General features: G+C 33.8%; 23 protein-coding genes and 2 tRNA genes. 11 read left to right on the top strand and 14 right to left on the bottom strand.

Features of this window, described 5'->3' with window-relative positions; all coding sequences use genetic code 11:
• Nucleotides 1-46 precede the first annotated feature (46 nt).
• Nucleotides 47-994, top strand: a complete 948-nt coding sequence (locus tag DK508_RS03435) for a type IX secretion system membrane protein PorP/SprF (RefSeq protein WP_109299349.1) — start codon at nt 47-49, stop codon at nt 992-994.
• A 15-nt stretch (nt 995-1,009) separates the two neighbouring features.
• Nucleotides 1,010-2,977: an OmpA family protein gene (locus tag DK508_RS03430; RefSeq protein ID WP_109299348.1), complete on the top strand. Its 1,968-nt coding sequence runs from the start codon at nt 1,010-1,012 to the stop codon at nt 2,975-2,977.
• A gap of 24 nt (nt 2,978-3,001) precedes the next feature.
• On the opposite strand, the gene DK508_RS03425 is transcribed toward DK508_RS03430, so the two are convergent.
• Nucleotides 3,002-3,430 carry an Lrp/AsnC family transcriptional regulator gene (locus DK508_RS03425; protein ID WP_109299347.1) on the bottom strand — a complete coding sequence of 143 codons (429 nt, stop codon included), beginning with the start codon at nt 3,428-3,430 and terminating at the stop codon, nt 3,002-3,004.
• 105 nt (nt 3,431-3,535) lie between these two features.
• Here DK508_RS03425 and DK508_RS03420 point away from each other — a divergent pair, with 105 nt between their 5' ends.
• Nucleotides 3,536-4,252 carry a sulfite exporter TauE/SafE family protein gene (locus DK508_RS03420; RefSeq protein WP_109299346.1) on the top strand — a complete coding sequence of 239 codons (717 nt, stop codon included), beginning with the start codon at nt 3,536-3,538 and terminating at the stop codon, nt 4,250-4,252.
• A gap of 39 nt (nt 4,253-4,291) precedes the next feature.
• On the opposite strand, the gene DK508_RS03415 is transcribed toward DK508_RS03420, so the two are convergent.
• From DK508_RS03415 to folE, 5 genes are all read right to left on the bottom strand, one after another.
• Nucleotides 4,292-5,338 carry a glycoside hydrolase family 5 protein gene (locus DK508_RS03415; RefSeq protein ID WP_109299345.1) on the bottom strand — a complete coding sequence of 349 codons (1,047 nt, stop codon included), beginning with the start codon at nt 5,336-5,338 and terminating at the stop codon, nt 4,292-4,294.
• 67 nt (nt 5,339-5,405) lie between these two features.
• A complete protein-coding gene (lgt, locus tag DK508_RS03410) occupies nt 5,406-6,341 on the bottom strand; it encodes a prolipoprotein diacylglyceryl transferase (protein ID WP_109299344.1) in 936 nt (311 codons plus the stop codon).
• Nucleotides 6,342-6,397: 56 nt separating this feature from the next.
• On the bottom strand, nt 6,398-6,646 hold the full coding sequence (yidD, locus tag DK508_RS03405) for a membrane protein insertion efficiency factor YidD (protein ID WP_109299587.1): 249 nt from the start codon (nt 6,644-6,646) through the stop codon (nt 6,398-6,400).
• Between the two features lie 24 nt (nt 6,647-6,670).
• On the bottom strand, nt 6,671-8,167 hold the full coding sequence (cysS, locus tag DK508_RS03400) for a cysteine--tRNA ligase (protein ID WP_109299343.1): 1,497 nt from the start codon (nt 8,165-8,167) through the stop codon (nt 6,671-6,673).
• A gap of 35 nt (nt 8,168-8,202) precedes the next feature.
• Complete coding sequence (folE, locus tag DK508_RS03395) at nt 8,203-8,880, bottom strand: GTP cyclohydrolase I FolE (RefSeq protein WP_109299342.1); 678 nt, start codon at nt 8,878-8,880, stop codon at nt 8,203-8,205.
• A gap of 341 nt (nt 8,881-9,221) precedes the next feature.
• Here folE and DK508_RS03390 point away from each other — a divergent pair, with 341 nt between their 5' ends.
• Nucleotides 9,222-10,673, top strand: a complete 1,452-nt coding sequence (locus DK508_RS03390) for a T9SS type B sorting domain-containing protein (protein WP_160114547.1) — start codon at nt 9,222-9,224, stop codon at nt 10,671-10,673.
• A 73-nt stretch (nt 10,674-10,746) separates the two neighbouring features.
• Here DK508_RS03390 and DK508_RS03385 read toward each other — a convergent pair whose 3' ends face one another.
• Both DK508_RS03385 and DK508_RS03380 read right to left on the bottom strand, forming a co-directional pair.
• Nucleotides 10,747-12,261, bottom strand: a complete 1,515-nt coding sequence (locus DK508_RS03385; protein WP_109299340.1) for an OmpP1/FadL family transporter — start codon at nt 12,259-12,261, stop codon at nt 10,747-10,749.
• A 100-nt stretch (nt 12,262-12,361) separates the two neighbouring features.
• A complete protein-coding gene (locus DK508_RS03380; protein ID WP_109299339.1) occupies nt 12,362-13,456 on the bottom strand; it encodes a hypothetical protein in 1,095 nt (364 codons plus the stop codon).
• A gap of 99 nt (nt 13,457-13,555) precedes the next feature.
• Between DK508_RS03380 and proS the strand changes: the two genes are divergently transcribed.
• From proS to rpsT, 4 genes are all read left to right on the top strand, one after another.
• Complete coding sequence (proS, locus tag DK508_RS03375; protein WP_109299338.1) at nt 13,556-15,034, top strand: proline--tRNA ligase; 1,479 nt, start codon at nt 13,556-13,558, stop codon at nt 15,032-15,034.
• Between the two features lie 80 nt (nt 15,035-15,114).
• A tRNA-Glu gene (locus DK508_RS03370) sits at nt 15,115-15,186 on the top strand.
• A 68-nt stretch (nt 15,187-15,254) separates the two neighbouring features.
• Nucleotides 15,255-15,326 (top strand) — tRNA-Glu (locus tag DK508_RS03365).
• Between the two features lie 35 nt (nt 15,327-15,361).
• Nucleotides 15,362-15,610: a 30S ribosomal protein S20 gene (gene rpsT, locus DK508_RS03360; RefSeq protein WP_109299337.1), complete on the top strand. Its 249-nt coding sequence runs from the start codon at nt 15,362-15,364 to the stop codon at nt 15,608-15,610.
• Between the two features lie 138 nt (nt 15,611-15,748).
• Here the strand turns inward: rpsT and DK508_RS03355 are convergent, their stop codons facing one another.
• The 3 genes from DK508_RS03355 to DK508_RS03345 all read right to left on the bottom strand — a co-directional run bounded on the left by DK508_RS03355 (nt 15,749) and on the right by DK508_RS03345 (nt 19,090).
• Nucleotides 15,749-16,990, bottom strand: coding sequence for a glycosyltransferase (locus DK508_RS03355; protein WP_370443815.1), 1,242 nt, complete (start codon nt 16,988-16,990; stop codon nt 15,749-15,751).
• Between the two features lie 225 nt (nt 16,991-17,215).
• A complete protein-coding gene (locus tag DK508_RS03350) occupies nt 17,216-17,992 on the bottom strand; it encodes a zinc ribbon domain-containing protein (RefSeq protein ID WP_109299335.1) in 777 nt (258 codons plus the stop codon).
• 3 nt (nt 17,993-17,995) lie between these two features.
• Nucleotides 17,996-19,090 carry a Nif3-like dinuclear metal center hexameric protein gene (locus tag DK508_RS03345; protein ID WP_109299334.1) on the bottom strand — a complete coding sequence of 365 codons (1,095 nt, stop codon included), beginning with the start codon at nt 19,088-19,090 and terminating at the stop codon, nt 17,996-17,998.
• 81 nt (nt 19,091-19,171) lie between these two features.
• Here DK508_RS03345 and lpxK point away from each other — a divergent pair, with 81 nt between their 5' ends.
• Complete coding sequence (gene lpxK, locus DK508_RS03340; RefSeq protein WP_109299586.1) at nt 19,172-20,188, top strand: tetraacyldisaccharide 4'-kinase; 1,017 nt, start codon at nt 19,172-19,174, stop codon at nt 20,186-20,188.
• 91 nt (nt 20,189-20,279) lie between these two features.
• On the opposite strand, the gene DK508_RS03335 is transcribed toward lpxK, so the two are convergent.
• From DK508_RS03335 to lipA, 3 genes are read right to left on the bottom strand one after another with little or no spacing between them, the layout of a single operon-like run.
• Nucleotides 20,280-22,502: a response regulator gene (locus DK508_RS03335; protein WP_109299333.1), complete on the bottom strand. Its 2,223-nt coding sequence runs from the start codon at nt 22,500-22,502 to the stop codon at nt 20,280-20,282.
• A 30-nt stretch (nt 22,503-22,532) separates the two neighbouring features.
• Nucleotides 22,533-23,537 carry a type I glyceraldehyde-3-phosphate dehydrogenase gene (gene gap, locus DK508_RS03330; RefSeq protein WP_109299332.1) on the bottom strand — a complete coding sequence of 335 codons (1,005 nt, stop codon included), beginning with the start codon at nt 23,535-23,537 and terminating at the stop codon, nt 22,533-22,535.
• 27 nt (nt 23,538-23,564) lie between these two features.
• Nucleotides 23,565-24,437 (bottom strand): lipoyl synthase, encoded by an 873-nt coding sequence (gene lipA, locus DK508_RS03325; RefSeq protein ID WP_109299331.1) that lies wholly within the window; start codon nt 24,435-24,437, stop codon nt 23,565-23,567.
• Between the two features lie 281 nt (nt 24,438-24,718).
• On the opposite strand from lipA, the gene DK508_RS03320 reads away from it, so the two are divergent.
• Both DK508_RS03320 and DK508_RS03315 read left to right on the top strand, forming a co-directional pair.
• On the top strand, nt 24,719-25,375 hold the full coding sequence (locus tag DK508_RS03320) for a hypothetical protein (RefSeq protein ID WP_109299330.1): 657 nt from the start codon (nt 24,719-24,721) through the stop codon (nt 25,373-25,375).
• A 154-nt stretch (nt 25,376-25,529) separates the two neighbouring features.
• On the top strand, nt 25,530-25,760 hold the full coding sequence (locus DK508_RS03315; protein WP_109299329.1) for a hypothetical protein: 231 nt from the start codon (nt 25,530-25,532) through the stop codon (nt 25,758-25,760).
• The last annotated feature ends 13 nt before the right edge of the window (nt 25,761-25,773 follow it).

Below are 25,773 nucleotides of genomic sequence, written 5' to 3'. Positions count from 1 at the left end.
AAGCCTTCCTTTTTTTTAGGATGCTTATCAATATAAACCCAACGAAATGAATAGAGCTTATCTACTAACGCTTATTTTTACTTTAGTATTAACAAAAGTTGAGGCTCAACAAGATGCACAATATACGCAATACATGTACAATACTATTAGCGTAAATCCGGCGTACGCTGGTTCTAGAGATGCAATAAGTATAACAGGTTTGTATAGAAATCAATGGGTAGGTATAGAAGGAGCGCCAGTTACTCAAACATTAAATATACATTCTCCTATTGGCGCATCAAACAAAGTGGGTCTTGGGTTATCTATCGTTAATGATAAGATTGGACCAACACAAGAAACTTACTTTGATATCGATTTTTCATATACGATTAATACTTCAACAACTGGACAATTAGCTTTTGGTGTAAAGGCAGGAGGACACTTATTAGATGTCAATTTTAATGATTTAAATCAATATACAAATACAGACATACTTTTAAACACAGACGTAGATAATAAATTCTCTCCTAATGTGGGTATAGGTGTGTATTACCATGCTGAAAAATTGTATTTAGGGGTGTCTGCACCTAACCTCTTAGAAACTCAACATTTTGATGAGTCTGCAGATGATAATAGTAGTGCTTTATCTTTTTTAGCGGAAGAACGAATTAATTATTATTTGATGGGAGGATATGTTTTTGATATTAATGAAAGTTTAAAACTTAAACCAGCTGTGTTATTTAAAGGAGTTTCGGGAGCTCCGCTCCAGGCGGATGTATCTGCTAATTTTTTATTTAAAGATAAATTCACTTTAGGAGCGGCATATAGATGGAGCGCTGCATTTAGCGTTCTTGCTGGCTTTCAGGTTTCCGACGAAATAATGCTGGGATTTGCGTATGATTGGGAAACAACAGCATTGGGTAATACAGAGTTTAATGCAGGATCTTTCGAGTTCTTTTTACGATACGAAATATTTAAGAAAAACGATAGAATTTTATATCCAAGATTTTTCTAAATACGATTAAAACTTATGATAGAATATAATAAAATACCATTCCTTATTCTTTTATTGCTCAGTAGTACGGTTTTTTCGCAAAGCGGCTTACTGAAAAAAGCAAATGAAGATTTTAATGATTACGCCTATCAGGATGCTATCAAAAAATACGAAAGTATTGTTACAAAGGGTGAAGGCACATTTGGTATTTATCAAAAATTAGGAGATGCTTATTATTTTAATTCGGATCTCGAAAATGCTTCGAAATGGTATGAAAAAATGATCGCTAAGAAAAGTGAATTAGAAGCAGAAGGGAAAGATACTTTGGATATTAATTTTGAACATTATTTTCGTGCAGCGCAATCATTAAAATACCTTAAACGCTATAAGGAAGCAGATGAATTAATCACCAAGAATACAGATCAAACTAATATTGATTCGAGAATAGTAAGGTTGTTGAAAAATCCAGAATACCTTAAAGATATCAAAATTCAATCTGGCAGATATAGTATAGAGAACTTATCAAAAAACTCTTTGTACACGGATTTTGCGCCATCAATATATAAAGATAATTTGGTGTTTTCTTCGGCAAGAAAAAAAGTAAGATCTCATAGCAATCATAATCAATGGACTAAGCAATCATATCTTAATTTATTTAGTTATTCATTAAAAGATACGTTAGGTTTTTCTTTTCCCGAAGAGTTTTCCGAAAAATTAAGTTCAAGGCTACATGAGTCAACATCTTCGTTTAATAAAGAGGGAACAGTAGTTTACTTTACTCGAAATAATCTAACAAAATCAAAGTTGAAAAAAGATTCTCTTGGAGTAAGTAGATTGAGAATACTTCGAGCAAAATTAGATAATGAATTGCAATGGTCTCAGATTGAGGATTTGCCATTTAATAATGATAACTATTCTATTGCTCATCCTTCGCTTAGTGCAGATGGTAAAAAATTATATTTTGCTTCGGATATGCCTGGTGGGTATGGGATGTCTGATATATATGTTGTTGATATTTTTGAAAATGGAAACTTGGGTGAGCCTCAAAATTTAGGACCAATAATTAATACTGAAGGAAGAGATACTTTTCCTTTTATCAGTACAAATGGTGTATTATATTTTTCGTCTGATGGGCATTTAGGATTAGGGGGATTGGATATTTTTACAGTGATACCTGAGAATAGTGATGGGAGAGTGTATAATGTGGGAGAACCAGTGAATAGTTATGCAGATGATTTTACTTTTATTATAAATGACCAGACTCATACAGGTTTCTTTGCTTCTAATCGTGCCGAAGGAAGAGGAGATGATGATATTTACAGTTTTATAGAAAATACACCTTTAATTACTACCTGCGAAGGAAGGATTAAAGGAAGTGTATTCGATTTTAAAACGGAAAAAGAAGTGATTGGAGCAGTAGTAGTTATTAGAGATAAGAATGAAGATATTGTTTTTTCAGGTAAAACAAATGAAAAAGGAGAGTTTAAGGAACCCATAGATTGCGATAATAAATCTTATAAGATTAGTATACAAAAAGAAGGGTATGAACAAGAAATAGAAGAAGTTAATGTTAGTAGAAAAAAAGGAATAATTTCTCATATTTTTAAACTTAAGAGAAATGTGCCTGCTAAGGGAATTGATCTTGCGAAATTATTAGATTTGAAACCAATATATTTTGCTTCTAACAAAGCTTTGATTCTTGGTGAAACTGCTGGGGAATTAGATAAGATAGTGTCTTTTATGAAAAAACATACTTCTATACGTATTGAAATTGGATCACATACTGATAGTAAAGGGAGTGATGTTTATAATATGAAATTATCAAAAAGAAGAGCCGTTTCAACTGCTAATTACATTATTAGTAAAGGCGTTGATCCCATTCGTGTTCGGAGTAGAGGGTATGGTGAAACGGTATTAATAAATGAATGTGGTAATGGTGTAAAATGTGACAAAGAAATGCATGCTAAAAATAGAAGAAGTGAATTTATAGTCACAGAAAATTAACCAGCCCTCTACATTTTATAAAATTTATCCTGGGTTACTGTTGCCAAGGTCAGAAAGAATAAGATGAGTAGTGGGTTCACCATAGATAATTAGTTTGTCTATAAATTTTTGTAGATGAATTTGATCCACTACGATGGCTTTAAGAAAAATATTATAGTTACCTGTAACCCGATATAACTCCTTGATTTCTGATAAATTATTCCATTCCTTAGAAAATTGATCTAGTTTACCGCTATACAATTTTAGCATTATAAAAACTTCTAGCCCATATCCTAATTTAGAGTGGTCTAAAATTACCCCGTACTTTTTTATGATTTGTTCGTCTTCCATTTTTTTTATGCGTTCTCGCACAGAAGAAGGAGATAATCCTATCGTATTACCTAATTGTACATAGCTCACTTTGGAATTTTCGACTAGAGCATCAATTATTTTTAAATCTAATGAATCTACCATTTAAATTTTGGTTTTATGTAAAAATAAGAATTTTTAATCGGTAAAAAGAGTAAAAATGAATAGATTGAACTTTTGGTTAAGGTAGTCGAGAGCTACCTTTGCCGGATGGATACTTTTATTGTTGTTTTGGCTTTAGGGATTTTTATTGGATTTTTTATTCAAACAATCCTTGGATTTGGTGGTGCATTGGTTGCATTGCCTATATTGTTGTATACGATGTCGTTATCAGAGGCAATAGCATATTTGTCAATTTTTTATATGTTGTCGAGCATTTATTTGATGCGCAAAGAGTGGGAATACATAGATAAAGGTTTACTAAAGAAAATGACCTTATCATCTTTGATCGGTGTTGGGATAGGGATTCTTATATTGAGTTTTGCTAAGCCTCTTTTGTTAAAAAAAGCATTAGGACTTTTTATCATTTTATATGTGGTTTACAAACTAAAATCTAATAAATCATTTACATTGCATGGCAATGTACAGTTTATATTGGGGTTATTAGGAGGTTTTTTTTCGGGGTTGTTTTCTACCGGTGGGCCACTATATGTGGTGGTGGTAAATGCATCCACACCAAATGTTCATACGTTTAGGGCAACTATGTTTGGTATTTTGGCACTGGTTACCTTTGCTAGAATTCCTTTATTAGCAATTGGAGGTATACTAGAGACAGAACAATTTGTGTATTCACTACAAGTGTTACCCTTTTTTATTGCAGCTCTATTCTTGGGTAAATGGGCGTATAAATTAATTAATAAAGTTCTGTTGAGTAAAATGATTATTGTGGTATTATTGATATCAGGTATTGTCCTACTTATAAAATAAGGTTCGGCCTGTTATAAGATAATTTGAAGCTTTACAAGGCTAAGGGTTTTTTTCTTTAATCTCAGCTCGTATCATTTTACCAGAATCTGTAAGCTCGTCATCAGCCCAATTTCCTAATCCACTAGCGCCCGATTTAAGAGCAGCAGAAAGTTCTTGTTTATCTGCAATAGACCAGTTGCACCATGATATTTTATTTTGATCTAAAAAATCCCACCAGATTTGAGCTTCATTGGTATCAATGGAACCATCTCCGGATGCTTCAGTAATACCATATTCTGTTACAAAAATAGGAATCCCGGCGTCCAAGGCTTTTTGAGCTTTGTCCCTAAGAAATTGCTTATGTGTTGCAGCATAGTAATGAAGAGTATAGGCCACGTTATTATCGTTAATAGTATTACCTATAACCTCGTCTACATCCTGAGACCATGTTCGAGTACCACAAATAATCATATTATCAGGGTCATGTGCTCTAATAGCTGCAATAACCTGTTCATGATAGGGCTTTAGAACATCGACCCATGATACATTAAGAGGTTCGTTGTATATTTCGTATATAATATTGGGTTGGTCACCATATTTTTGAGCAATCTCAGAAAAGAAAGACTTGGCATCCTCTACATGATCTTCGGCGTGATGACTATGCCAATCTACAATAACATAAATCCCCTCTGCTATAGCAGCATCAATAACAGTAAATATTTTTTGTTTTTCAGTTTCTTTATTGGTCAAATATCCATCGCTATCCTCTACTCCCATAGCGGCTCTAACAATATTACATTTCCAATCTTCTTTTAACCATTTTACAGTTTCTGAGGTATAATATTGCCCCATCCATTGACTCCAGAATAAGGACATACCCCTTAATTGAATACTGTTATTATTTTTGTCTACAATTTTATTTCCTGAAACCTTTAAAAGACCGTAGGTGTCTACTATAGACGAATTTGTGTTGGGATTACCAGTGGGCTCTTCACTACCATCACCACCATCTTGATCAGTTTCGGGTAAAGTACCCGAGTCAGACTCACAAGCGGTCATTAACGAAATAGTTAAAAGAAATACAAATAATGTGGTTAATATTCTCATATCTTAAAATATCTAAATGCTACGTTGATAACGAGAAGATATTTTGTTTAGTGTGAGAAGAGGTGTTTTACGAAATGTTTTCTTTCTTTTTAAAAGACATAACAATAAAATAAATACCAGCAATTATGAAAGGAATACTTAACCATTGCCCTGTAGATATTGCATCTCCTAAGGAATCTTCAAATCCACCTTGGCTTTTTTTAACGTATTCGACAAGAAATCTAACGGTCCATAATAGAATTAGAAAAGCTCCAAAAAGAAACCCTGGGTTATGTCGTTTATCTGTTTTCCAATACACAAACCATAAAATTAGAGCTACAAAAATATATCCAAATGCTTCGTACAATTGTGCAGGATGTCTGTAAGGAATAGATTCTAGTAAATTCGAAAATTGAGGATTGTCGACTACTGCTGCATAGGCTTCATTTACATTTTGTATTCCTGTCTCCTTTACTACTTCATATTTTTTTAATCCATCTCGCACAAACTTAACTCCAAAAGGAGAATCTCCTGATTCTTTTCCAATAATTTCTGAGTTAAAAAAGTTACCCAAACGAACAAAGATAGCTCCGAACGAAACAGGGATTACAATCCTGTCAAGAATCCATAGAATATGTTTTTTAATTACATTTTTAGAATAATAATACATAGCAACAATGATCCCTATAGCAGCACCATGACTGGCTAAACCTTGAAATCCAATGAACTCAAACTCTGGTTTAAACCTAAAAGGCAGTATGATCTCTAGTAAGTTGTTTTTGTAATATCCCCAATCATAAAAGAACACATGTCCAAGACGGGCACCTACAAGAGTTGCGATTACAGCATAGATAAAAATAGAATCTAATTTTTCTATAGAAACATTTTCACGCACATAGATTTTTTTCATGAGAAACCAGCCCAAAGAGAATGCAACAACAAACATTAAACTGTAAAAGCGAATTACAAAAAAACCAAGATCTATACCTTCAATAGGGTTCCATAAAATTTTTGATAATATCATGTGTGAGTTTTATTTTTCGAGAGTAAATATAGGTATTTATATATGAAACAAAATGGTCATTTTTTTACAGGATTATTATCAACTTCGGGTACAGGGTCATAACCACTCCCGCCCCAGGGATGACAACTAAAAATACGCTTAATAGATAATAATCCACCTCTAAACAATCCATGTTTTTGCAATGCTTCTAAGGTGTAATGAGAGCATGTTGGTTGATATCTACAAGTTGCGGGAGTAAGTGGAGAAATCAAATTTTGATATAGCTTTACTATTATCACAAACGGAAATATTAAAACTTTTTTTATGGTGCTCTTAAAATCCAAAATGTTCTAATTCAGTAAAAAAGTAGTGCCCTCGCGACTATCTTTTAGTTGGATGCCAATTTCTAATAATTCGTCTCTGATTTTATCACTAGTAGCAAAATCTTTATTTGCTCTGGCTTCGGCTCTAAGTTTAATTAATAATTCAACTGTTCCTGATAGTTTATCACCAACATCAGACGATACTTCATTACTATCTACTAAGCCTAGAACATCAAAAATAAAACCTTTCATGGTTTCACGAAGTAGTTCTAAATCGTCATTTGAAATCGATGCCTTTTGTTCTTTAACAGAATTAATGAATTTTACAGCATCAAAAAGTTTCGCAATTAAAATAGGGCTATTAAAATCATCATTCATTGCTTCGTAGCACTCAGACCTCCATGCAGCTACATCCAGTCCTTCAGATTTAGAACTTGCCTCTAATCTTTCTACGACGTGTAATGCATCCATCAATCGATTAAATCCTTTTTCTGAAGCTTCTAATGCATCATTAGAGAAATCTAAAATACTACGATAATGTGCTTGCATCATAAAAAAACGTACAATAGACGGGTCAAACGGTTTGTCAAGAACGCTATTATGACCAGTAAACAATTCTTCGGGAGATATAGTATTACCCGTAGATTTAGACATTTTTTTACTGTTAAGAGTTAGCATATTGGCATGCATCCAGTAATTAACAGGTGTTTGACCACAAGCAGCCTCTCCTTGTGCTATTTCACATTCATGATGAGGAAATTTTAAGTCCATACCGCCACCATGAATATCAAAACGTTCACCAAGGTATTTGGTGCTCATTACAGTACATTCGAGATGCCAACCCGGGAAACCATCACTCCATGGCGAAGGCCAGCGCATAATATGTTGTGGATCGGCTCTTTTCCATAGTGCAAAATCTTGTGGGTTTTTCTTATCAGTTTGAGCTGATAACTCACGAGTATTTGCAATCATATCTTCTAGATTACGACCGCTTAATTTTCCGTAATTATTGGTTTCGTTAAATTTTTGAACATCAAAATATACAGATCCGTTAGATACATAGGCAAAACCATTATCAATGATAGTTTTAATAATTTCGATTTGTTCTACGATATGACCTGTAGCAGTTGGTTCTATACTTGGAGCAATAGTATTAAATTTTGACATTACATGATGGAAATCTAAAGTATAACGTTGTACAATCTCCATAGGTTCCAATTGCTCTAACCTGGCTTTTTTTGCAACTTTATCTTCTCCTTCGTCAGCATCATTTTCTAAATGTCCTGCATCTGTAATATTTCTTACATAGCGTACTTTGTATCCTAAATGTTTTAGGTATCTAAACACTAAGTCAAAAGAAATAAAAGTACGGCAATTTCCTAGATGTACGTTACTGTATACGGTAGGACCACATACATACATACCTATATTACCCTCGGTAAGAGGAATAAATACTTCTTTTTGCCCAGAAATTGAATTGTAAATCTTTAGTTCTTGTGTTTTGTACAAAGGAGTTGCCGCCATAATTTAAATGAATACTACTATTGTTTGTTGAAAAATTAAAATGTTGTGTCTAATTTGATGTAATCCAAAAACTCTCTTCTCACAGATTCTTCTTTAAACTTACCTCCAAATTCACTGGTAACGGTACTGCTTTCTATATCACGAATCCCTCTAGAGTTAACACATAAGTGCTTAGCATCTATTACACAGGCAACATCCTGAGTGTTTAAGACAACTTGTAGATCTTGTACAATTTGCATAGTAAGACGTTCCTGTACTTGCGGGCGTTTTGCATAATAATCCACAATACGATTCATTTTGGATAAACCTACAACAGTACCATTAGAAATATATGCTACATGTGCACGTCCAACGATAGGTAATAAATGGTGCTCACAAGTAGAGTATACTGTAATATTTTTTTCAACCAACATTTCTCCATACTTATAATGATTATCAAAAGTAGAGGCATCTGGTTTTCTTTGAGGATGTAATCCTGAAAAAATTTCATTCACAAACATTTTTGCAACACGTTGTGGTGTGCCTTTTAGACTATCATCATTAAGATCTAGTCCTAAGGTTTCCATAATATGTTTAACATCTTCTTTAATCAAAGCAATTTTTTCTTTGTCACTAAGTTTAAAGGCATCTTCTCTAAGAGGAGTAGTTGCGCTAGTAGCTACATGATTATCACCTAGCGCTTCAATAGCTTCAAGGGCCTTGTCAATTTTCACACTTCAAAATTTTAGTATTTAATAAAATTCCAATATGAGCAGTAGATTAGTATAAAAATTCCTGAAAACAGTACTTAGTTTCATCCCAATTTACTTTTCTTTTGGATATATAAACAGGTATATACAATAATACCTGTTTAATATGGTTTGCAAAGATACGATTTTGTTGTTTTAGTTAGTGAAAGCAATGTTAAACAATTACCGATACTAGTTTTCTTCAATAAGTTCAGTATATTTAAATCCCAAATTTAACCTCAATACAAGAAAATCGTAGTTTTTAACGTTATAAAGAAATGGCAAAAAGAATACCTCAAATTTCGTTATTTTTAATTTTTGTTTGCATGAGCAATTTTTCTGGATTTGCTCAATTAGACTTTGATGTGGCCTGTAGGACTGCTCAGCCTTTTTGTTCAGATGCAGCGCAAGAATTAACTTTCCCAAATATCACAGGCGAAGATATAAGTTTTCAAGGCTTAGGTTGTTTAGATAGTACTCGTAATTCTTCATGGTATTTTCTAAGAATTGATGAAGCAGGAGAGCTTATTTTTGATATCCAACAGTGGGTTGATGGTAATAATAATAGTAATTTGGATAGAGGAGAACGGCAATTAGATGTAGATTTTATTGCTTGGGGTCCTTTTACTACTTCCTTTATTAATTGTGAAGATGCTCTGGCAACAGGATGTGATACTGCCGGAGATGATACTCCACGTCCTGCTGAGTGTGTGAATAATGTAGATGATCCTGATTTTTATACAACAGGACCTTTAGGTTTAGATAATACAAATATTGTAGATTGTAGTTTTGCTAGAAATCCAGGAGAAGGTATTTTTACAGAGACCTTTACTATCCCCAACGCTCAGTCTGGAGAATATTATTTCATTTTGATTACTAATTTTTCTGATGAAGCAGGAGTTATTCAATTACAACAAACAAACCTAGATGAAGATAATGCAGGTACTACTGATTGTACTATTCTAGAACCTGGAGTAGGACCAGATATTGCTACATGTGGTGATTTTCCTGTTACTATTGAAGGTCGCTTTCCTGGAGCGGTTTCTTATCAATGGGAAAGAGCAGACTTAGGATCAACAAACTTTACACCGATAGGAGGAGTAACACTGACTCCCGTTTTAGATGTTACTACCCCAGGGGTATATCAATTGATAGGCTACTCTGATACTGCCGGTACTGTTGAGGTGGGAAGAGATGATTTAACAGTAGTAGATGTATCGGCTATAGAAATAACAGTAAGTGAAAATATCACCGAAGAATCTTTTGCAGGAAGTTATACGATTACTGCCGAAATAACTACAGCTCCTATTGATATTCAGGCTTTAGGGTTTACAGATTTTGAATATAGATTGGATAGAGATATTGGCAATGGTTTTCAAGAATATAGAGAATATCAATCCTCTCCTGTATTTTCGGATGTACCTCCTGGAGATTATCGAATAGCAGCAAGATATGCTAATTGCCTTGTGAGTGAAAGAGAATCTGAGATCTTTATGATTTTAGGATACCCCAAATATTTTACGCCTAACGGAGATGGTTTTCATGATACTTGGAGTCTTATAAATATCGAAAATCAACCAGGAGCGCAGATTTATATATTTGATCGATATGGTAAATTGTTAAAACAGCTTAGGCCTGGAGGAGCAGGTTGGGATGGAACATATAATGGAAAGATTATGCCTTCTTCAGATTATTGGTTTAGAGTAGAGTTTAATGAACCTAGAGATCCCAATATGAGAAGAAGAGTTTTTGCAGGGAGTTTTTCCTTAATACGATAAAATAATAATACAACACATAAAAAAAAGAGCTTCTTTCTCAGAAGCTCTTTTTTTTATGTGTTGTGTGTATGAATTAAAAATTCATTCCAAGTGTAAAAGTGTAATTATCTCGATAAGTATCTACTACAGCAAAGTTTGTAAAACCAGAATTTGGAAAAAATTGCTCTTCTCTTTGTTGCTCTGTGTAATCATAAGCAAAATCAAACCTAAACTGTCCAAAATTATATCCTAGGCCAAATGAAAATCCATTCTTATCACCTAGTATTAAATCATTTTTGTAAGGGCTTTCTTCAAAACTAAACCCTCCTCTAAAACTCCAATTGCCATTTCTCCATTCAGAACCAATTCTTATTGTAGAGGCGCCTTGTAGTAAATTGTCGATATCACTATTTAGGTTAGAGAAATTAACTCCTTCATCAGAACTGACATCTATAGAGGCATAATCTTTATATGAATAATCTATACTAATAAGCCCTTCTTGGCCAAATAATATCGCTGCACTACCCGTATAACTGGCGGGAGTACGTAATTTGTATTCCGGAAAAATATTAATTACATCAGGGTCTACTATAGCTCTTCCGTCGGCATCGCTAACTGTTTCTAATCGTTGAACAGTTTCTTCTTCTATGTAGTACCATGTTGGTGATTCATAAGATGCGCCTAAACGTAATATTTCAGAAACCTTGGCAATACCTCCTATCTGAAGAGAGAAACCAGCTCCAGTAGTGGATAGTCTATTGGTAAACAATACTTCATTTACATTGCTGCCCGTATTATTGTTTCCTTCAAAAAATTCAGTAACTCTGTCGTAATTTATAAAATGAGAATTTAGATTAAGTCCTATGTAAAAATCTTGATTTATTTGGGCACCTCCATTGATTGTAAATTTACCATTAAGTCCAGTGCTTTCATAGATATATTCTTGATCAAAAAAACCCGATGCGATATTAGAAGAATATACGGTATTATCAGGATTATTTGGGTCGTCTGCTTCAATTACAAAAGCTTCATGTCCTAAAAATGCTTGTTGCACGCCAACTCCTTGGGTTTCTCCAAGAAAGCCATAAAGATCATCAATCGATTCTCCTGTTCTTCTAGTTATCAAATCTAGAGGAACTCCTTGCGCTTCTTCAAGGAAAAAATTGTCTATAGAATTTGTGCTCCTTCCAAAGGCTATTAATTGATCTGCGTTATCTGCGGTTTGTTCGTATGTTAAACCTAATGATAAACGATTAACTCCCGTAGAATTATCATCGTAATTATTGTAAACAAGAATGGTTCCTAACTGATTGAAATTGATATTCGTAGAATTTTCAGATGCAAACCCATTAAAATAATTAGCTTCATTGGTAATTCTTGATGAAGAAAGCGTTAATGATCCATACGAATTTAAAAAGACTGCCGATCCAGCAGGATTAATTTGTATAGAAGATACATCTCCTCCCAAGGCTCCAAAAGCTCCGCTCATTCCCTTAAAACGAGCTGTTCCTAAGATATTTTGCTGAGAGTATCTAAGCGCATCGGTAATATCTTGAGCGTTCAGAAAAGACATAGAAAGTACACCTATGAATAAAAATAGTTTTTTCATTTACGTATAATTTTTTGAATTACAGAATGTCAGTTTTTTGACATTCTAGAGAGCTGCCCGATAATCCTTGACTTTTGCTTGGAGCCAAGAGTTTAAGTTTTTATCCTCTTCCTCTTCCTCTGCTACCGCCACCTCTGCTACCGCTACTTCTAGATGAAGATCTACTTCCTCCAGAACGAGAATAACTACTGCTTCTAGAAGAGCTTCCTCTCGAATATCCAGAACTTCTACTTCTAGAAGAACCAGAAGAAGGTGTGTATGATCGACTTCTGCTCGAAGAAGAACTGCTTCGCGCTCTTGTACCTGGACCAGAATATCTAGAATTACCTCTATTTACAGAAGAAGATGATCTTGATCTTGATCCGTAAGTATTAGATCCGTTCGAATATCCAGAATTTCTTGATCTGCTCGCATTTGCGGATACTCGTCTTCTGTTTGAGTAACCTTGCCTGCTTCTGCTACTATAATTTCCGTTACGTGATCGTGTAGAATATCTAGCGTTGGAATTTCTATATCGACTTCTTGAAGCATATGCGTATCCATTTCTACTACCGCGATTGTATGCATAGTATCTATTACCTCTATAATAAGGATATCCTCCATAAAACCCACGGTAACCTCTGAAGCCTCCATAATATCCAGCATAAAAGGGAGGGCAATAAAAGCCTCCGTAACCGAATCCAAATCCACCAAAACCGAAGCCTCCAAATCCAAACCCAAAATTAAACGGATCGTAGAAACCTCCATAACCATACGGTCCATAAAAACCACCATATCCAAAGCCAGCTCCCCAAAATGGGCGATTCCATCCGGTATTAATTATATTAATACTTACTTCGTCATAATCACTACCCCAAGATGGTTGTCCAACTTCATAATTTAATGCAGTTGCTGTAGTATCTGCAGAATTATATCCTTCACTAGAATAAGAATCTATATCTGTAAAAATTACATCATCTTCAATCGCATTATCAATTTGTGATGATTTTTCCGAAAAATAACTAGAATAATAGTTTGATTTTTCTGGTGTTCTATTTGGAGGCGTTTCAATATTTCTTTGGCTTCTTGCTTCTGCATATATACCGTCATTATAAGGTACATAGTCATAAGATCCACAAGACGTCAACATAAATACGCTAGCCAATAGTAAAACTCCAATGGCGCCATTTCTATGAAAATAATTTTTAGATCGCATATCTTCTTATTTTATTGTTGAACATTACAAATTTAGTTAGTTTTGCGCTAATTAAATTATATTTAACAGAGTCACAACATTTGTGCCAAATAGTAGTTTATGAGCAAGAATTTAACAAAGCGTAGCGAAGATTATTCAAAATGGTATAATGAATTGGTTGTTAAGGCAGACTTAGCGGAGAATTCAGCAGTAAGAGGGTGTATGGTAATTAAGCCGTATGGGTATGCTATTTGGGAAAAAATGCAGGCAGAATTAGATAGAAAATTTAAAGAAACGGGGCATCAAAATGCATATTTTCCATTATTTGTACCGAAAAGTCTCTTTGAAGCCGAAGAAAAAAACGCGGAAGGGTTTGCAAAAGAGTGCGCGGTAGTGACACATTACAGATTGAAAACAGATCCTGATGATGCATCTAAATTAATTGTTGATCCTAATGCCAAATTAGAAGAAGAACTTATTGTGCGTCCTACTTCTGAAGCAATCATTTGGAATACTTACAAAGGATGGATTCAGTCTTATCGAGATTTACCAATTTTAGTAAATCAATGGGCTAATGTTGTACGATGGGAGATGAGAACTCGTCTTTTTCTTCGAACTGCAGAGTTTTTGTGGCAAGAAGGACATACAGCTCATGAAACTAGAGGAGAAGCGATAGCCGAAACCGAACAAATGAACAATGTGTATGCAGATTTTGTAGAGAGTTTTATGGCAATCCCAGTGATAAAAGGTCGAAAAACTGAAAGTGAACGTTTTGCAGGAGCGGAAGATACATATTGTATCGAAGCCTTAATGCAAGATGGTAAGGCTTTACAGGCAGGAACATCACATTTTTTAGGTCAAAACTTTGCAAAGGCATTTGATGTTAAGTTTACTTCAAAAGAAGGAAAACAAGATTATGTATGGGCGACCTCTTGGGGTGTTTCTACTAGATTGATGGGAGCCTTAATTATGACACATAGTGATGATAACGGATTGGTTTTACCTCCTAATTTAGCACCTATACAAGTGGTTATAGTGCCAATTTATAAAGGAGAAGAACAATTAGAAAAGATTTCTGAAGTGGCTAATGAGTTAGTGAATGATTTAAGATCAAAAGGCATTTCGGTAAAATTTGATAATCGCGATACGCATAGACCAGGAGCTAAATTTGCTCAGTATGAATTGCAAGGAGTACCTTTACGAATGGCAATTGGTCCAAAAGATCTTGAAAAAGGTACTGTAGAGTTAGCGCGTAGAGATACGTTAACTAAACAATTTGTAGCAAAGGATGAGGTTGTTGCTACAATAGAATCCTTGCTGAAGCAAATCCAGGAAGAACTGCATCAAAAAGCAACTCAATACAGGGATAGTCATATTACCGAGGTAGATACTTTTGATGAATTTAAACAAGTTTTAGAGGAAAAAGGTGGGTTTATCTCTGCACATTGGGATGGAACCGCAGAGACCGAGCAAAAAATAAAGGAGCTTACCAAAGCAACAATTAGATGTATCCCTTTTGATGCCAAAGAAGAAGAAGGCAAGTGTTTTTATACCGGTAAACCTTCCAAAATCAGGGTGTTATTTGCAAAGGCGTATTAAGTTTTAGAAAAAAATAAAATAACACTTGCGCCATTAAAAAATAGTTGTATTTTTGCATCCGCAATTAGACAAACAACTATGGCCCGTTCGTCTATCGGCTAGGACGCCAGGTTTTCATCCTGGTAAGAGGGGTTCGATTCCCCTACGGGCTACGAATTATAAAATTAATTGCAAGTTTGGAGTGAAAACTATAAATTTGCAATCCTTGAAAAAGGGAAATGGCCCGTTCGTCTATCGGCTAGGACGCCAGGTTTTCATCCTGGTAAGAGGGGTTCGATTCCCCTACGGGCTACAAATTTTAGTAGTAAGAAATTTAATAGAAGAGAGATGGCAAATCATAAATCTGCATTAAAAAGAATTAGAAGTAACGAGACAAGACGTCTTAGAAACAGATACCAGCATAAAACAACACGTAATGCTATAAAAAAATTACGTGAAGCTGATAAGAAAGAAGCAGAGACTTTGTTTCCTACTGTTGTTTCTATGCTTGATAAATTAGCTAAGAATAATGTTATTCATAAGAATAAAGCAGCTAATTTAAAATCTCAGTTGGCAAAACACGTTGCTGCTCTATAAGTTAGTAGTGTAACGTTTTATAATATTACTTAAGCTTTTCCACAATGTGGAAGAGCTTTTTTTGTTCCCTAGACTCTATTGCGAATCATAACAAGAAATGTTCTAACCATTTTTTGTTTGTTATTGTATTAAAGTTAGCTACCTCTTGTTCTTTTCTTCTATCCATCTTGCCATGAACTCTGTGCTCCTAAGTGTGTGGTGTTGAAGCATGCTTCCAATGAAATTATTGGATCGATGATGTTGTAGGTCGTTTTGAAGCTGTGTTATCTTATCAATTATAGCGGTGGTATGTGCGCTTTTTTGAAATCTGGTATTGATGATTTCTATTCCATTTTGCTGTGATTGTTGCCATAAATTCTTGTTTTGATACAGTGTGATCGCTGATTTGGCGAATTTTATAGGATCATCTGTGATAAAGCCATTCCAATCAGATTCTTCATTAAGCATACCTTCGGCGCCAATTTTGGTAGTAACACTAGGAGTGCCGCAACACATAGCTTCTACGAGTTTTCCTTTGATACCGGCTCCAAAACGCAATGGTGCTAGACATACTTTTGCTTTCATCATGATTTCTTCAGAACTTTTTGCTCTACCCTTGATAAGAAAGCCTTCTTGGGGATTATGAAGTTGGGTTACCTTTGGTGAAGGGTAAGCTCCATAAATTTGTAATGTAGCTTTTGGAAGTTCTTTTCGGATTAAAGGCCAAATAGTTTCTTTTAGATATAAGATACTATTCCAGTTAGGTTGGTGAAGAAAGTTTCCTATCGTAACAAAATTACTTCTTTGTTCGTACGTGTGCCATTTTGTTTGGATTTCTTGGGTGATCGGAGTTAATAAAAAAGGTAAGTAGTGTAAGTATTGATCATGGATATTAAAAACTTCTTTAAGCAAGTTTATTTCGAAATCAGAAATCATTAAAGAGAGATCGCAACGATAAATGCTTGCTATTTCTCGCTTTGTAACATCATTTTTTATAAGATGATTTATTGTAAACTCAGTTTTATTCTTAAAACATTCTTGTCTGGTTTTTCTTAAGCAATGTAAGTCTTCAGTGTTTAGGATTCTTAACGTATTTGGGCATTCTTTTGCGATTCTCCATCCAAACTGTTCTTCTGTCATAAACCTATCGAAAATTACAATATTTGGTTTTAATTTTTTTATGAATACATCAAAATTAGAATTATTAACCTCTATGGATGTCTTTGAAACACCTATTTCTTCTAGATTAACCATGTATTCGCTCTCTTTGGCTGCACAAGCAAATGTTATTTTCCATTCTTGTTGTAGCATAAGTTCAATGAGTTGCAACATTCTGCTTCCGGCAGCAGAAGAATTGGGTTCTGGCCATACGGTGCCTATTATTAAAAGTTGTTGCATCATAAGGTTCTTTATTGGGGTAATCTACAAGAATTAATTTAATATATAAATTAAGTAAAGTTTTTGAATATAATTACAAATTATGTGCACTCTTGTATGGTTTCTGAATAGTTAAGAAGGAAATAGTATTGAAGTTTGTGTATTTCTTCTTGAGTACAAGGAATGTGTGGTATAAAAAAAACCTCAAGAATTAACCTGAGGTTTGTGATATTATGATATTAATCTTTCTTATAATTTAGAAAAAAGGGTGTTCATTTTTTCTTTTTCTTCTCTTGCTAATTCTTGATCGACAAGAATTCGACCACTATGCTCATCAGTAATAATCTTTTTGCGAGAAGCAATTTCCATTTGAACCTGTGGAGGAATAGTGAAAAAAGAACCTCCAGATGCTCCTCTTTCGATAGGAACAACGGCTAAACCATTTTTTACGTTATTTCTTATTCTCTTGTAGGCGTTTATAAGACGATCTTCGATATCTTTTTGATAATCTTCAGATTTTGCTATTAACGCTTGTTCTTCTTTTTCAGTCTCTGCTAAAATTGCATCGAGCTCACCTTTTTTGTGTGAGAGGTGTTGGTTACGCTCTGATAATTTATCTTTAGTTTGACCTATGATTTCATTTTTCTGTCCGATTTGAGCCTTATGTTCTTTGATGTGCTTTTCAGCTAATTGAATTTCTAATTCCTGAAATTCAATCTCCTTGCTCAAAGAATTGTATTCTCTATTGTTACGAACATTTTTTTGTTGTTCTCCGTATTTTTTGATTAGAGTTTTAGCTTCTTCTATTAAGTTCTTTTTAGCCTTAATACTATCATCAATAGACTCAAGATCGTTATTTAACTTCTCTAATCTTTTATTTAATCCGGCTACTTCATCTTCTAGATCTTCAACTTCTAAAGGTAGCTCTCCGCGTACGTTTCTGATCTCATCAACTCTAGAGTCAATTAATTGCAAGTCGTATAACGCTCTTAATTTTTGCTCAACAGTAACTTCTTTCTTTGCCATATTTTAAAGATATTGAATAGGATTGGTGTTTTTATCCGATAAAATGATTGCAAAATTACTGATTTTTTTTCTAAGATAGCTAACAATTAGGTTTTTTGTGTATTGTTCGCTTTCATAATGACCGATATCAGCAAGAATTAAACGTTTTTCGGCCTCATAGAATTGATGATATTTTAGATCAGCCGTAATAAAAATGTCTGCTCCTGCTCGTTGCGCATTTTTAATTGCAAAGCTACCACTTCCGCCTAATACAGCTACTTTTTTGATCGGCTTATCCAATAATTCGGAGTGTCGGACACATCCTGTTTTAAAAGTTTCTTTTATATGTTTTAGAAAACTAACTTCTTCCATGGGTTCAACTAGTTCCCCGATCATTCCCATTCCTATATGTTGGTTGTTGTTCTCTAGAGATGTAATTTCATAGGCTACTTCTTCGTAAGAATGATTTTCGAAAAGTGCTTTTATAATTATTCTTTCAAGATGTTTGGGATAGGTAACCTGAATTTGAGTTTCGTTTTCATAATGAGTCTTTCCAATTTCTCCCAAAGTTGGATTTGCTTTATCTGAGGCACGGAAAGTTCCTATTCCTTCTGAGGAAAAACTACAATTAGTATAATTTCCAATAGCACCAGCACCAGCCTTGAAAAGCTTAGTTTTTAATTGTTCTGCTTCTTTAGTAGGAGCAAATGTGATTAATTTTTTTATGTTTCCACTTTGTGGGATCAATATTCTACGATTTATAAGCCCCAGTTGCTCGCATATCATGTCATTTACTCCTTGTAAAGCATTGTCAAGTGCAGTGTGAATGGCATAGATGGCGATGTCATGTTTTATAGCCTTCATAACTACACGTTCGACATAATTGGTTCCATTGAATTTTTTTATTCCTTTAAACACAATTGGATGAAAACTTATAATTAAATTACAGTTGTTTTCTATCGCTTCATCCACTATGATTTCAAGAGTGTCCAGAGTTACCAAAATTCCTGTAACGGTTGTGTTAGAATTTCCTACTAATAAACCAACATTATCAAAATCTTCTGCATAAGCCGTTGGCGCCAAAACCTCTAAATGTTGTATAACTTCTTCTATGAGCATAGTGTTGCGTTTTCTATTAAAAAAATGAATGTAAAAAAACTTTTAGCAATAATCAAAGTTTCGTTTTATACTTTTGTGAACATGAATTTATTTCGAAAGATATTATTGCCCATTGTTCCTATATATTACATTGTAACTTGGTTGCGCAATAGAATGTACGATCTGGGGATTAAAAAATCTAAAAGGTATGATTTTTATATAATTGCGGTTGGGAATTTAAGTGTAGGAGGTACTGGGAAATCTCCTATGGTAGAATATCTAATTCGTTTATGTAAAGATAAAATTAAGCTCGCAACGCTTAGTAGAGGATATAAGAGAGAGACAAAAGGGTTTCAACTGGTAAGTTCTTCTTCGACAGCCAAAGAGGTGGGGGATGAACCTCTTCAATTTAAAACTAAATTTGATGATATTACAGTTGGGGTAGATGCAGACAGGCGTAATGGGATTGATGAATTGAGATTATGTACGCCTACTCCTGAGTTGATTATTTTGGATGACGCATATCAACATCGTAAAGTAAAGGCGGGATTTTATATTTTACTCACGGCATATTATGATCTTTATAGTAGCGACATTGTATTGCCCACAGGAAATCTTAGAGAGCCCAGAAAAGGAGCGAATAGAGCTGATGTTATTATTGTAACCAAATGTCCTGAGGACATTTCTAGTGAAGAAAAAATAAAAATCAAGAAAAAACTTAATATAAAACCTAATCAGCTTTTATTTTTTGCCTCTATTGGTTATGAAAAAGAGGTGATCGGCACTTTGGGTACTACATCTATAGATCAATTTAAAAATAAACCTTTTACTTTGGTAACTGGTATTGCGAACCCTAAGCCTTTAATAGAATATTATCAATCTTTGGGCTTAGAATTTAATCATGTTAGTTTTCCTGATCATCATAACTTTTCTTCGCAAGAATTGGAGGCTTTAAAAAAGTTGAAATATATTATAACTACAGAAAAAGATTATGTTAGACTAGCGCCTAATTTTTCAAAAGATGCTGCGTTATGGTATCAACCTATAGCAATGAATTTTATAGAAGGAGGAGGTGATTTTGATAACAAAATACTAGAGTATATAAAAAATGAGGCGTAGTACACCTCATTTTTTTATGTATTCTGGCTAATTCAAATATGCTTAACATTATTAAGCTTGATTAGTAAGTATCAATAGTTGTGCCAACCTATTAAGTTGTGGTTTGTTTTTTGACTAATGCTTTATGAAGTTTGGTAAAAAACTCTTCAGTTTTATATGGTTTAGGGATGATATCATTAAATCCGTTATCATAAAATTCATCTAGATTATCATCCAGTGTAACCGCGGTAAGAGCAATAACTGGTATTTCGGTGTTGAATTCTCTAATTTGCCTTGTCGCTTCTATACCACTTATACCAGGCATATGTATATCCATAAGTATAAGATCATAAGTATTCTCTTGTACTTTATGTACCGCTATATCACCATTATCGGCAACGTCACATATAATTTTACTTTTCTCAAGTATTTTTCTAGTGATGAGTTGATTGATTTTATTGTCTTCAACAATTAGGATATGTTTGTCTACTAATATATTATAATCTATTTTTTTTGCTTCTTCAGAATAATCAGCACTTTTATCTTCAAAAATTTCAAACTTAAGATCAAATAAAAACTTCGAGCCTTTGCCTAATTCACTTTCTAACCTAATTTCACTATCCATTAATGATAGTAGGTTTTTTACAATAGATAAACCTAGGCCAGTACCTCCAAATTTTCTGTTGATCTGTACAGAGCCTTGAGTAAAGTTTTCGAATATGCTTTGTTGTTTCTTTTCTGAAATTCCAACTCCATTGTCTTCGATCTTGAAGTTAAGGAAAACTTTATTGTCAATTTTATTAATCAGTTTGACCTTAATAGAAATGTCTCCATTTTGGGTGAATTTTATAGAGTTCCCTATTAGATTAATCAGTACTTGAGAAACTTTTAATGGATCTCCCTTTAGTTTTGCAGGTATGGCATTGTCAAACTCGTAATGAAGTTTGTTATTACGATCTTTTGCTGATTTGCCTAAAGCTATTAATACATCGTTAATTCGTTTCTTAAGGTTGAAAGAAGTGTTCTCTAATTCTACCTTGTTAGCTTCGAGTTTATTAAGGTCTAAAATATTATTTATTAAAGACAAAAGGTATTCTCCAGAGAATTTAAGAGAGTTTAGATGTTCTTTTTGGTTAGGAGTAGGACTTTCTTCTAGTAAAAGATGTGTTAACCCAGTTACAGCATATAAAGGAGTCCTTAATTCGTGTGTAATGGTTGACAAGAATTGTACTTTTGCGGCACTCGCTCTCTCTGCATTTTCTTTGGCTAGAATCAGTTCGGTATTTTTGTTTTGTAGCAACTCGTTAGCTCTGGCTCTAAGATTATTGTTTTTATATAAAGAAAGAGTTAGTAACGATAATATAGTTATCAGGGCGATACTTAATATTGTTGTAAGACGACCTAATTTAAGTGATTTTTGTTGCTGGATATTCTCTTCGGTTAATTCTTCAATCAATACATTATTCTCACTTAAATTTAATTTTGCTCCAGCTTCTTGGGCGATAATTTCTTTGTTCGTATTGAATAATGAATCCTTTATTTTTTGATGGATCTTAAGGTATGCTAAGGATGTTGGAAAGTCCTCTTTCGTTTCATGTATTTTACTATAAAGTTTATAGCATTCTGATTGTATCTCTGTATAATTTTTTTCTTTTCCAATCTGTAAAGCCAATTCATTTGTAAGTATAGCTTCATCCGGTTTTCCTACTTCTAATTGCGCTCTTGCTTTGCAGGTGTATAGCTTTGCTTTAAAATAATGCATTTTATATGACTCAATGGTAGGGAGTCCGCTATTAAAATGTTTTATTGCAATCTTTGGGTTACCCAAAGATAACTCCAACACCCCGATATTAACATTTATGGGCCCTGCAAAAGGTTTGAGGTCATTTTTTTTGGTGAGATCCAAGGCAGATAATAAAACTTCTCGGGCTGTATCGTATTTTTTTAATCTTGTAGCAATAGATCCATAGGTCATTAATGAATGAGCAAGCATATTCTCATCATTTTTTTCTTTGTGTACCTGGATTGCATCTAGAATTTCTTCTTCAGCTTTTTTTAGATCTCCTAATTCTCGATAAAGTTTGGCGAGCACCATATTTGTTCTTGCAATATAGGTGCGATTTTGATTTTGAAGAGCTATTTCTTTGGCTCTTACAATATTAGAAAGTGCGAGTTCTAGTTTTGTTTGATTTATTGCAGTAGAAGCTCTACTTAAATAAATTTCAATAGAATCCTGTACCTGTTGTTTAGGAATACTTTCGATCGTTTGTGATGAAGCATAAAAACAACAAATAAGTAAAAATTTTACTGTAAAAAATCTGATTTGGGTTGGCATTTTTCCTCTGAAATATCTCAACTAATATAGTTATTTCTTACAAATGTTAATAATTAAATCAATTATTCTATTACTATATCCTATTTCGTTGTCGTACCATCCTATGATTTTGACCATTTTTCCGATGACCGAAGTCATTAGCGAATCAAATACGCAAGAGTACGGGTTTCCTAGTATATCCACAGACACAATAGGGTCTTCAGTATATGCTAAAATTCCTTTTAAATGGGTGTTAGATGCATTTTTAAAAGCGAGGTTAATTTCTTCTATAGAGGTTGGGCTTTTAACATTAAAAGTTATATCTGTTAATGAACCATCTGGTACAGGAACTCGAATACCACACCCACCAATAACATTGCTTAATTCTGGAAAAATTTTGGTTAACGCTTTTGCAGCTCCCGTCGTTGTGGGTACTATAGATTGACTAGCGGCTCTTGCTCTTCTTAAATCTCTATGAGGTTGATCATGCAAACTTTGATCTGTGGTGTAGCTGTGTATAGTAGTTATATAAGCTTGTTCTATACCGCAAAGATCGTTTACCACTTTAATCATTGGAGCTGCATTATTAGTGGTACACGAAGCATTAGATATTATAGTTTCGGAACCATCTAATATATTTTCATTTACCCCTAAAACAACTGTTTTGATATAATCTTCTTCTGGAGGTACGGATAGAATGACTCTTTTTGCACCAGCGGTTATATGCTTTTCTAATATGGATTGGGATTTAAAACGACCTGTTGCTTCTACTACAATATCCACATCATATTCCTTCCAATTCCAGTCATCAGGATTTTTCCTATTGGTTAAAGGTATAGGAGTTTCATTAACAAGGATAGTGTTTTCGGTATAGTCAACCTCTAGAGGTAAAACACCATGAATACTATCATACTTTAATAGATGGCTTAATGTCCTAGAATCGGCAAGATCATTTATTGCTACTACTTGTATTGTTTGATGATCGATAAGTAATCTAAAAAGATTACGTCCTATTCTTCCAAATCCATTAATGGCGATTCTTATGGGTGTATTCATTTTGCCTTTAGCTGGGGTATTAGTAGATTATGTTAAATGTTTTTGGGCTTTATAAGAAGATCTTACCAAGGCTCCACTCTCCACATGTCTGAATCCCATTTCTAAACCAATTTCTTCATATTTCTTAAATTGATCCGGAGTAATAAACTCTTTTACCGGAAGATGTTTTTTGCTAGGCTGTAAATATTGACCAATGGTAACAATATCTAAATTAACACCTCTAAGATCTTTTAAGGTTTGTATTACTTCTTCTTCTTTTTCCCCCAAACCTAACATAATTCCACTTTTGGTGCGATTAATTCCGCTCTCTTTTAAGTAATTAAGGACTTGCAGACTTTGTTCATATTTAGCTTGAATACGAACTTCACGAGTTAATCGTTTTACGGTTTCCATATTATGAGAAACGACCTCTGGTTTAACCGCTACAATTCGATCAATATTTTTAGTTTTTCCTTGAAAGTCGGGAATTAAAGTTTCTAATGTGGTTTCAGGATTCATTCTACGAATGGCCTGTATAGTTTCTGCCCAAATAATCGAACCTCCATCGGCTAAATCATCTCTGTCGACAGATGTGACTACCGCATGTTTAATATTCATTATTTTGATAGACCTAGCCACTTTTTCAGGTTCTTCCCAATCTACAGTTTCTGGCCTTCCTGTTTTTACTCCACAAAAACCACAAGAACGCGTACAGATATTACCTAGGATCATAAAAGTGGCTGTTCCTTCACTCCAGCATTCTCCCATATTAGGACAACTACCAGAAGTACAGATGGTATGTAAATTGTATTTATCTACTAACCCTCTAAGTTCTGTATATTTTTTACCTGTTGGAAGTTTAACACGTAGCCATTTCGGTTTTCCCTTTGGCGGAGCTACGGTTTTTACATCAGTATTCATACAAGCAATATTTTTAGCAAAAATACAAAGAAAGGTTCGATTACAATCTAGTTAATTTAAAAGTTGTGATATAAATAAGCTTTTAGGGTAAATGTTACCGATTTAACCCGCTCACTTATAGGTATTCATCCCTTTTAAAATTAGTTTATTTCCTTTATTGATTTAGTTTTTAACTCCTTGAATGTTGATATTCAGCATTTTACATTTGATGCTCTAAATATTTAGGAAGGTGTTTTCTGAAAAACCTTAATAGAGTAGGATAACTTTTAAAACTAGTAATTATGAAAAAAGTATCATTAATTATGATGATCATGATGTTCTTTGTGTTTGCAGCATGTGAAAAAGAAACTGTGTATCAAGAACAAACCAATGCGATTGATCAAATTGACCAAGAAAAAGACATCAATGAAACCGTTGATGGTAAATGGGGAGGTGAATGGTGTATTTATTTTATCGAATACGGAAGATGGCAACTTACCTCTTCAGGTTTGAGATGTAATGATAATTTACCTGGAATTTGTAGTATTCGAAAATTTTGTATCCCTAAATTAGTCATTGATCCTTGCTGGTTGATTCCTTGCTGGATAGATATCTTTGATCCATGGATCATTTATGAAAAATTTGACCCTAGAGATTTTGGCTCATTTAGAGATAAACTAGAGTTGGATATTGATCCGAGGATTACATCAGTTCCTTTTGCTTTAAATGAACAGGTTATGGGGCTTCAATTCTATGAGAAAAATGAATTAATGTCTATAGAAAATAGGGAATCTGGAGTATTTTATTTAGAAACAGATTTGGTTTTAGATAAAGAAACCAGTGAAAATCTGGGACTTCAAGGAAATATAGTAAATGCAGGAAAATATCCTATTTTAATTAACCCAGAAAACGAAACATTTAATGTGATTCTTTCTGTAGAAAAGGGTTTTAAACGATAATTCATCAATAATTTTAATAGATTAAGGATTGGTGTTTATGTTTATAAACACCAATCTTTTTTATGTAAAAAAAACTTAACATTAGGTTAAAATTAAGTTAACATAAAATTTTTTCTCTATTTGATAGTTATCACTCTAAAAAAGGGGTAAAATCATGCAGGAGGAATTGGTAAGTCCTAAAAAAAAACACAATAATAGAAAGCGAGTAGAAAAGTGGTTGATTAACAATCACCGGTACATTAATATAACTGCAATAGAAAAGGAAATATCTGCGCCTAAAGGATTGGTGCAAAAATTTGTTAAGTATGATAAGAAAATCAATGACAAATGGATTGATCCGTTATTTAATGTTATTAAAAGATTTACTTCCTTTAACCTACGGTAATTGCATATGCACC

Origin of the sequence: Aquimarina sp. AU474 (genome assembly GCF_900312815.1) — a bacterium.
Classification (GTDB): Bacteria; Bacteroidota; Bacteroidia; order Flavobacteriales; family Flavobacteriaceae; genus Aquimarina.
Note: the sequence above shows the minus strand (reverse complement) of the source record. Positions and strands in the feature narration are given on the sequence as shown.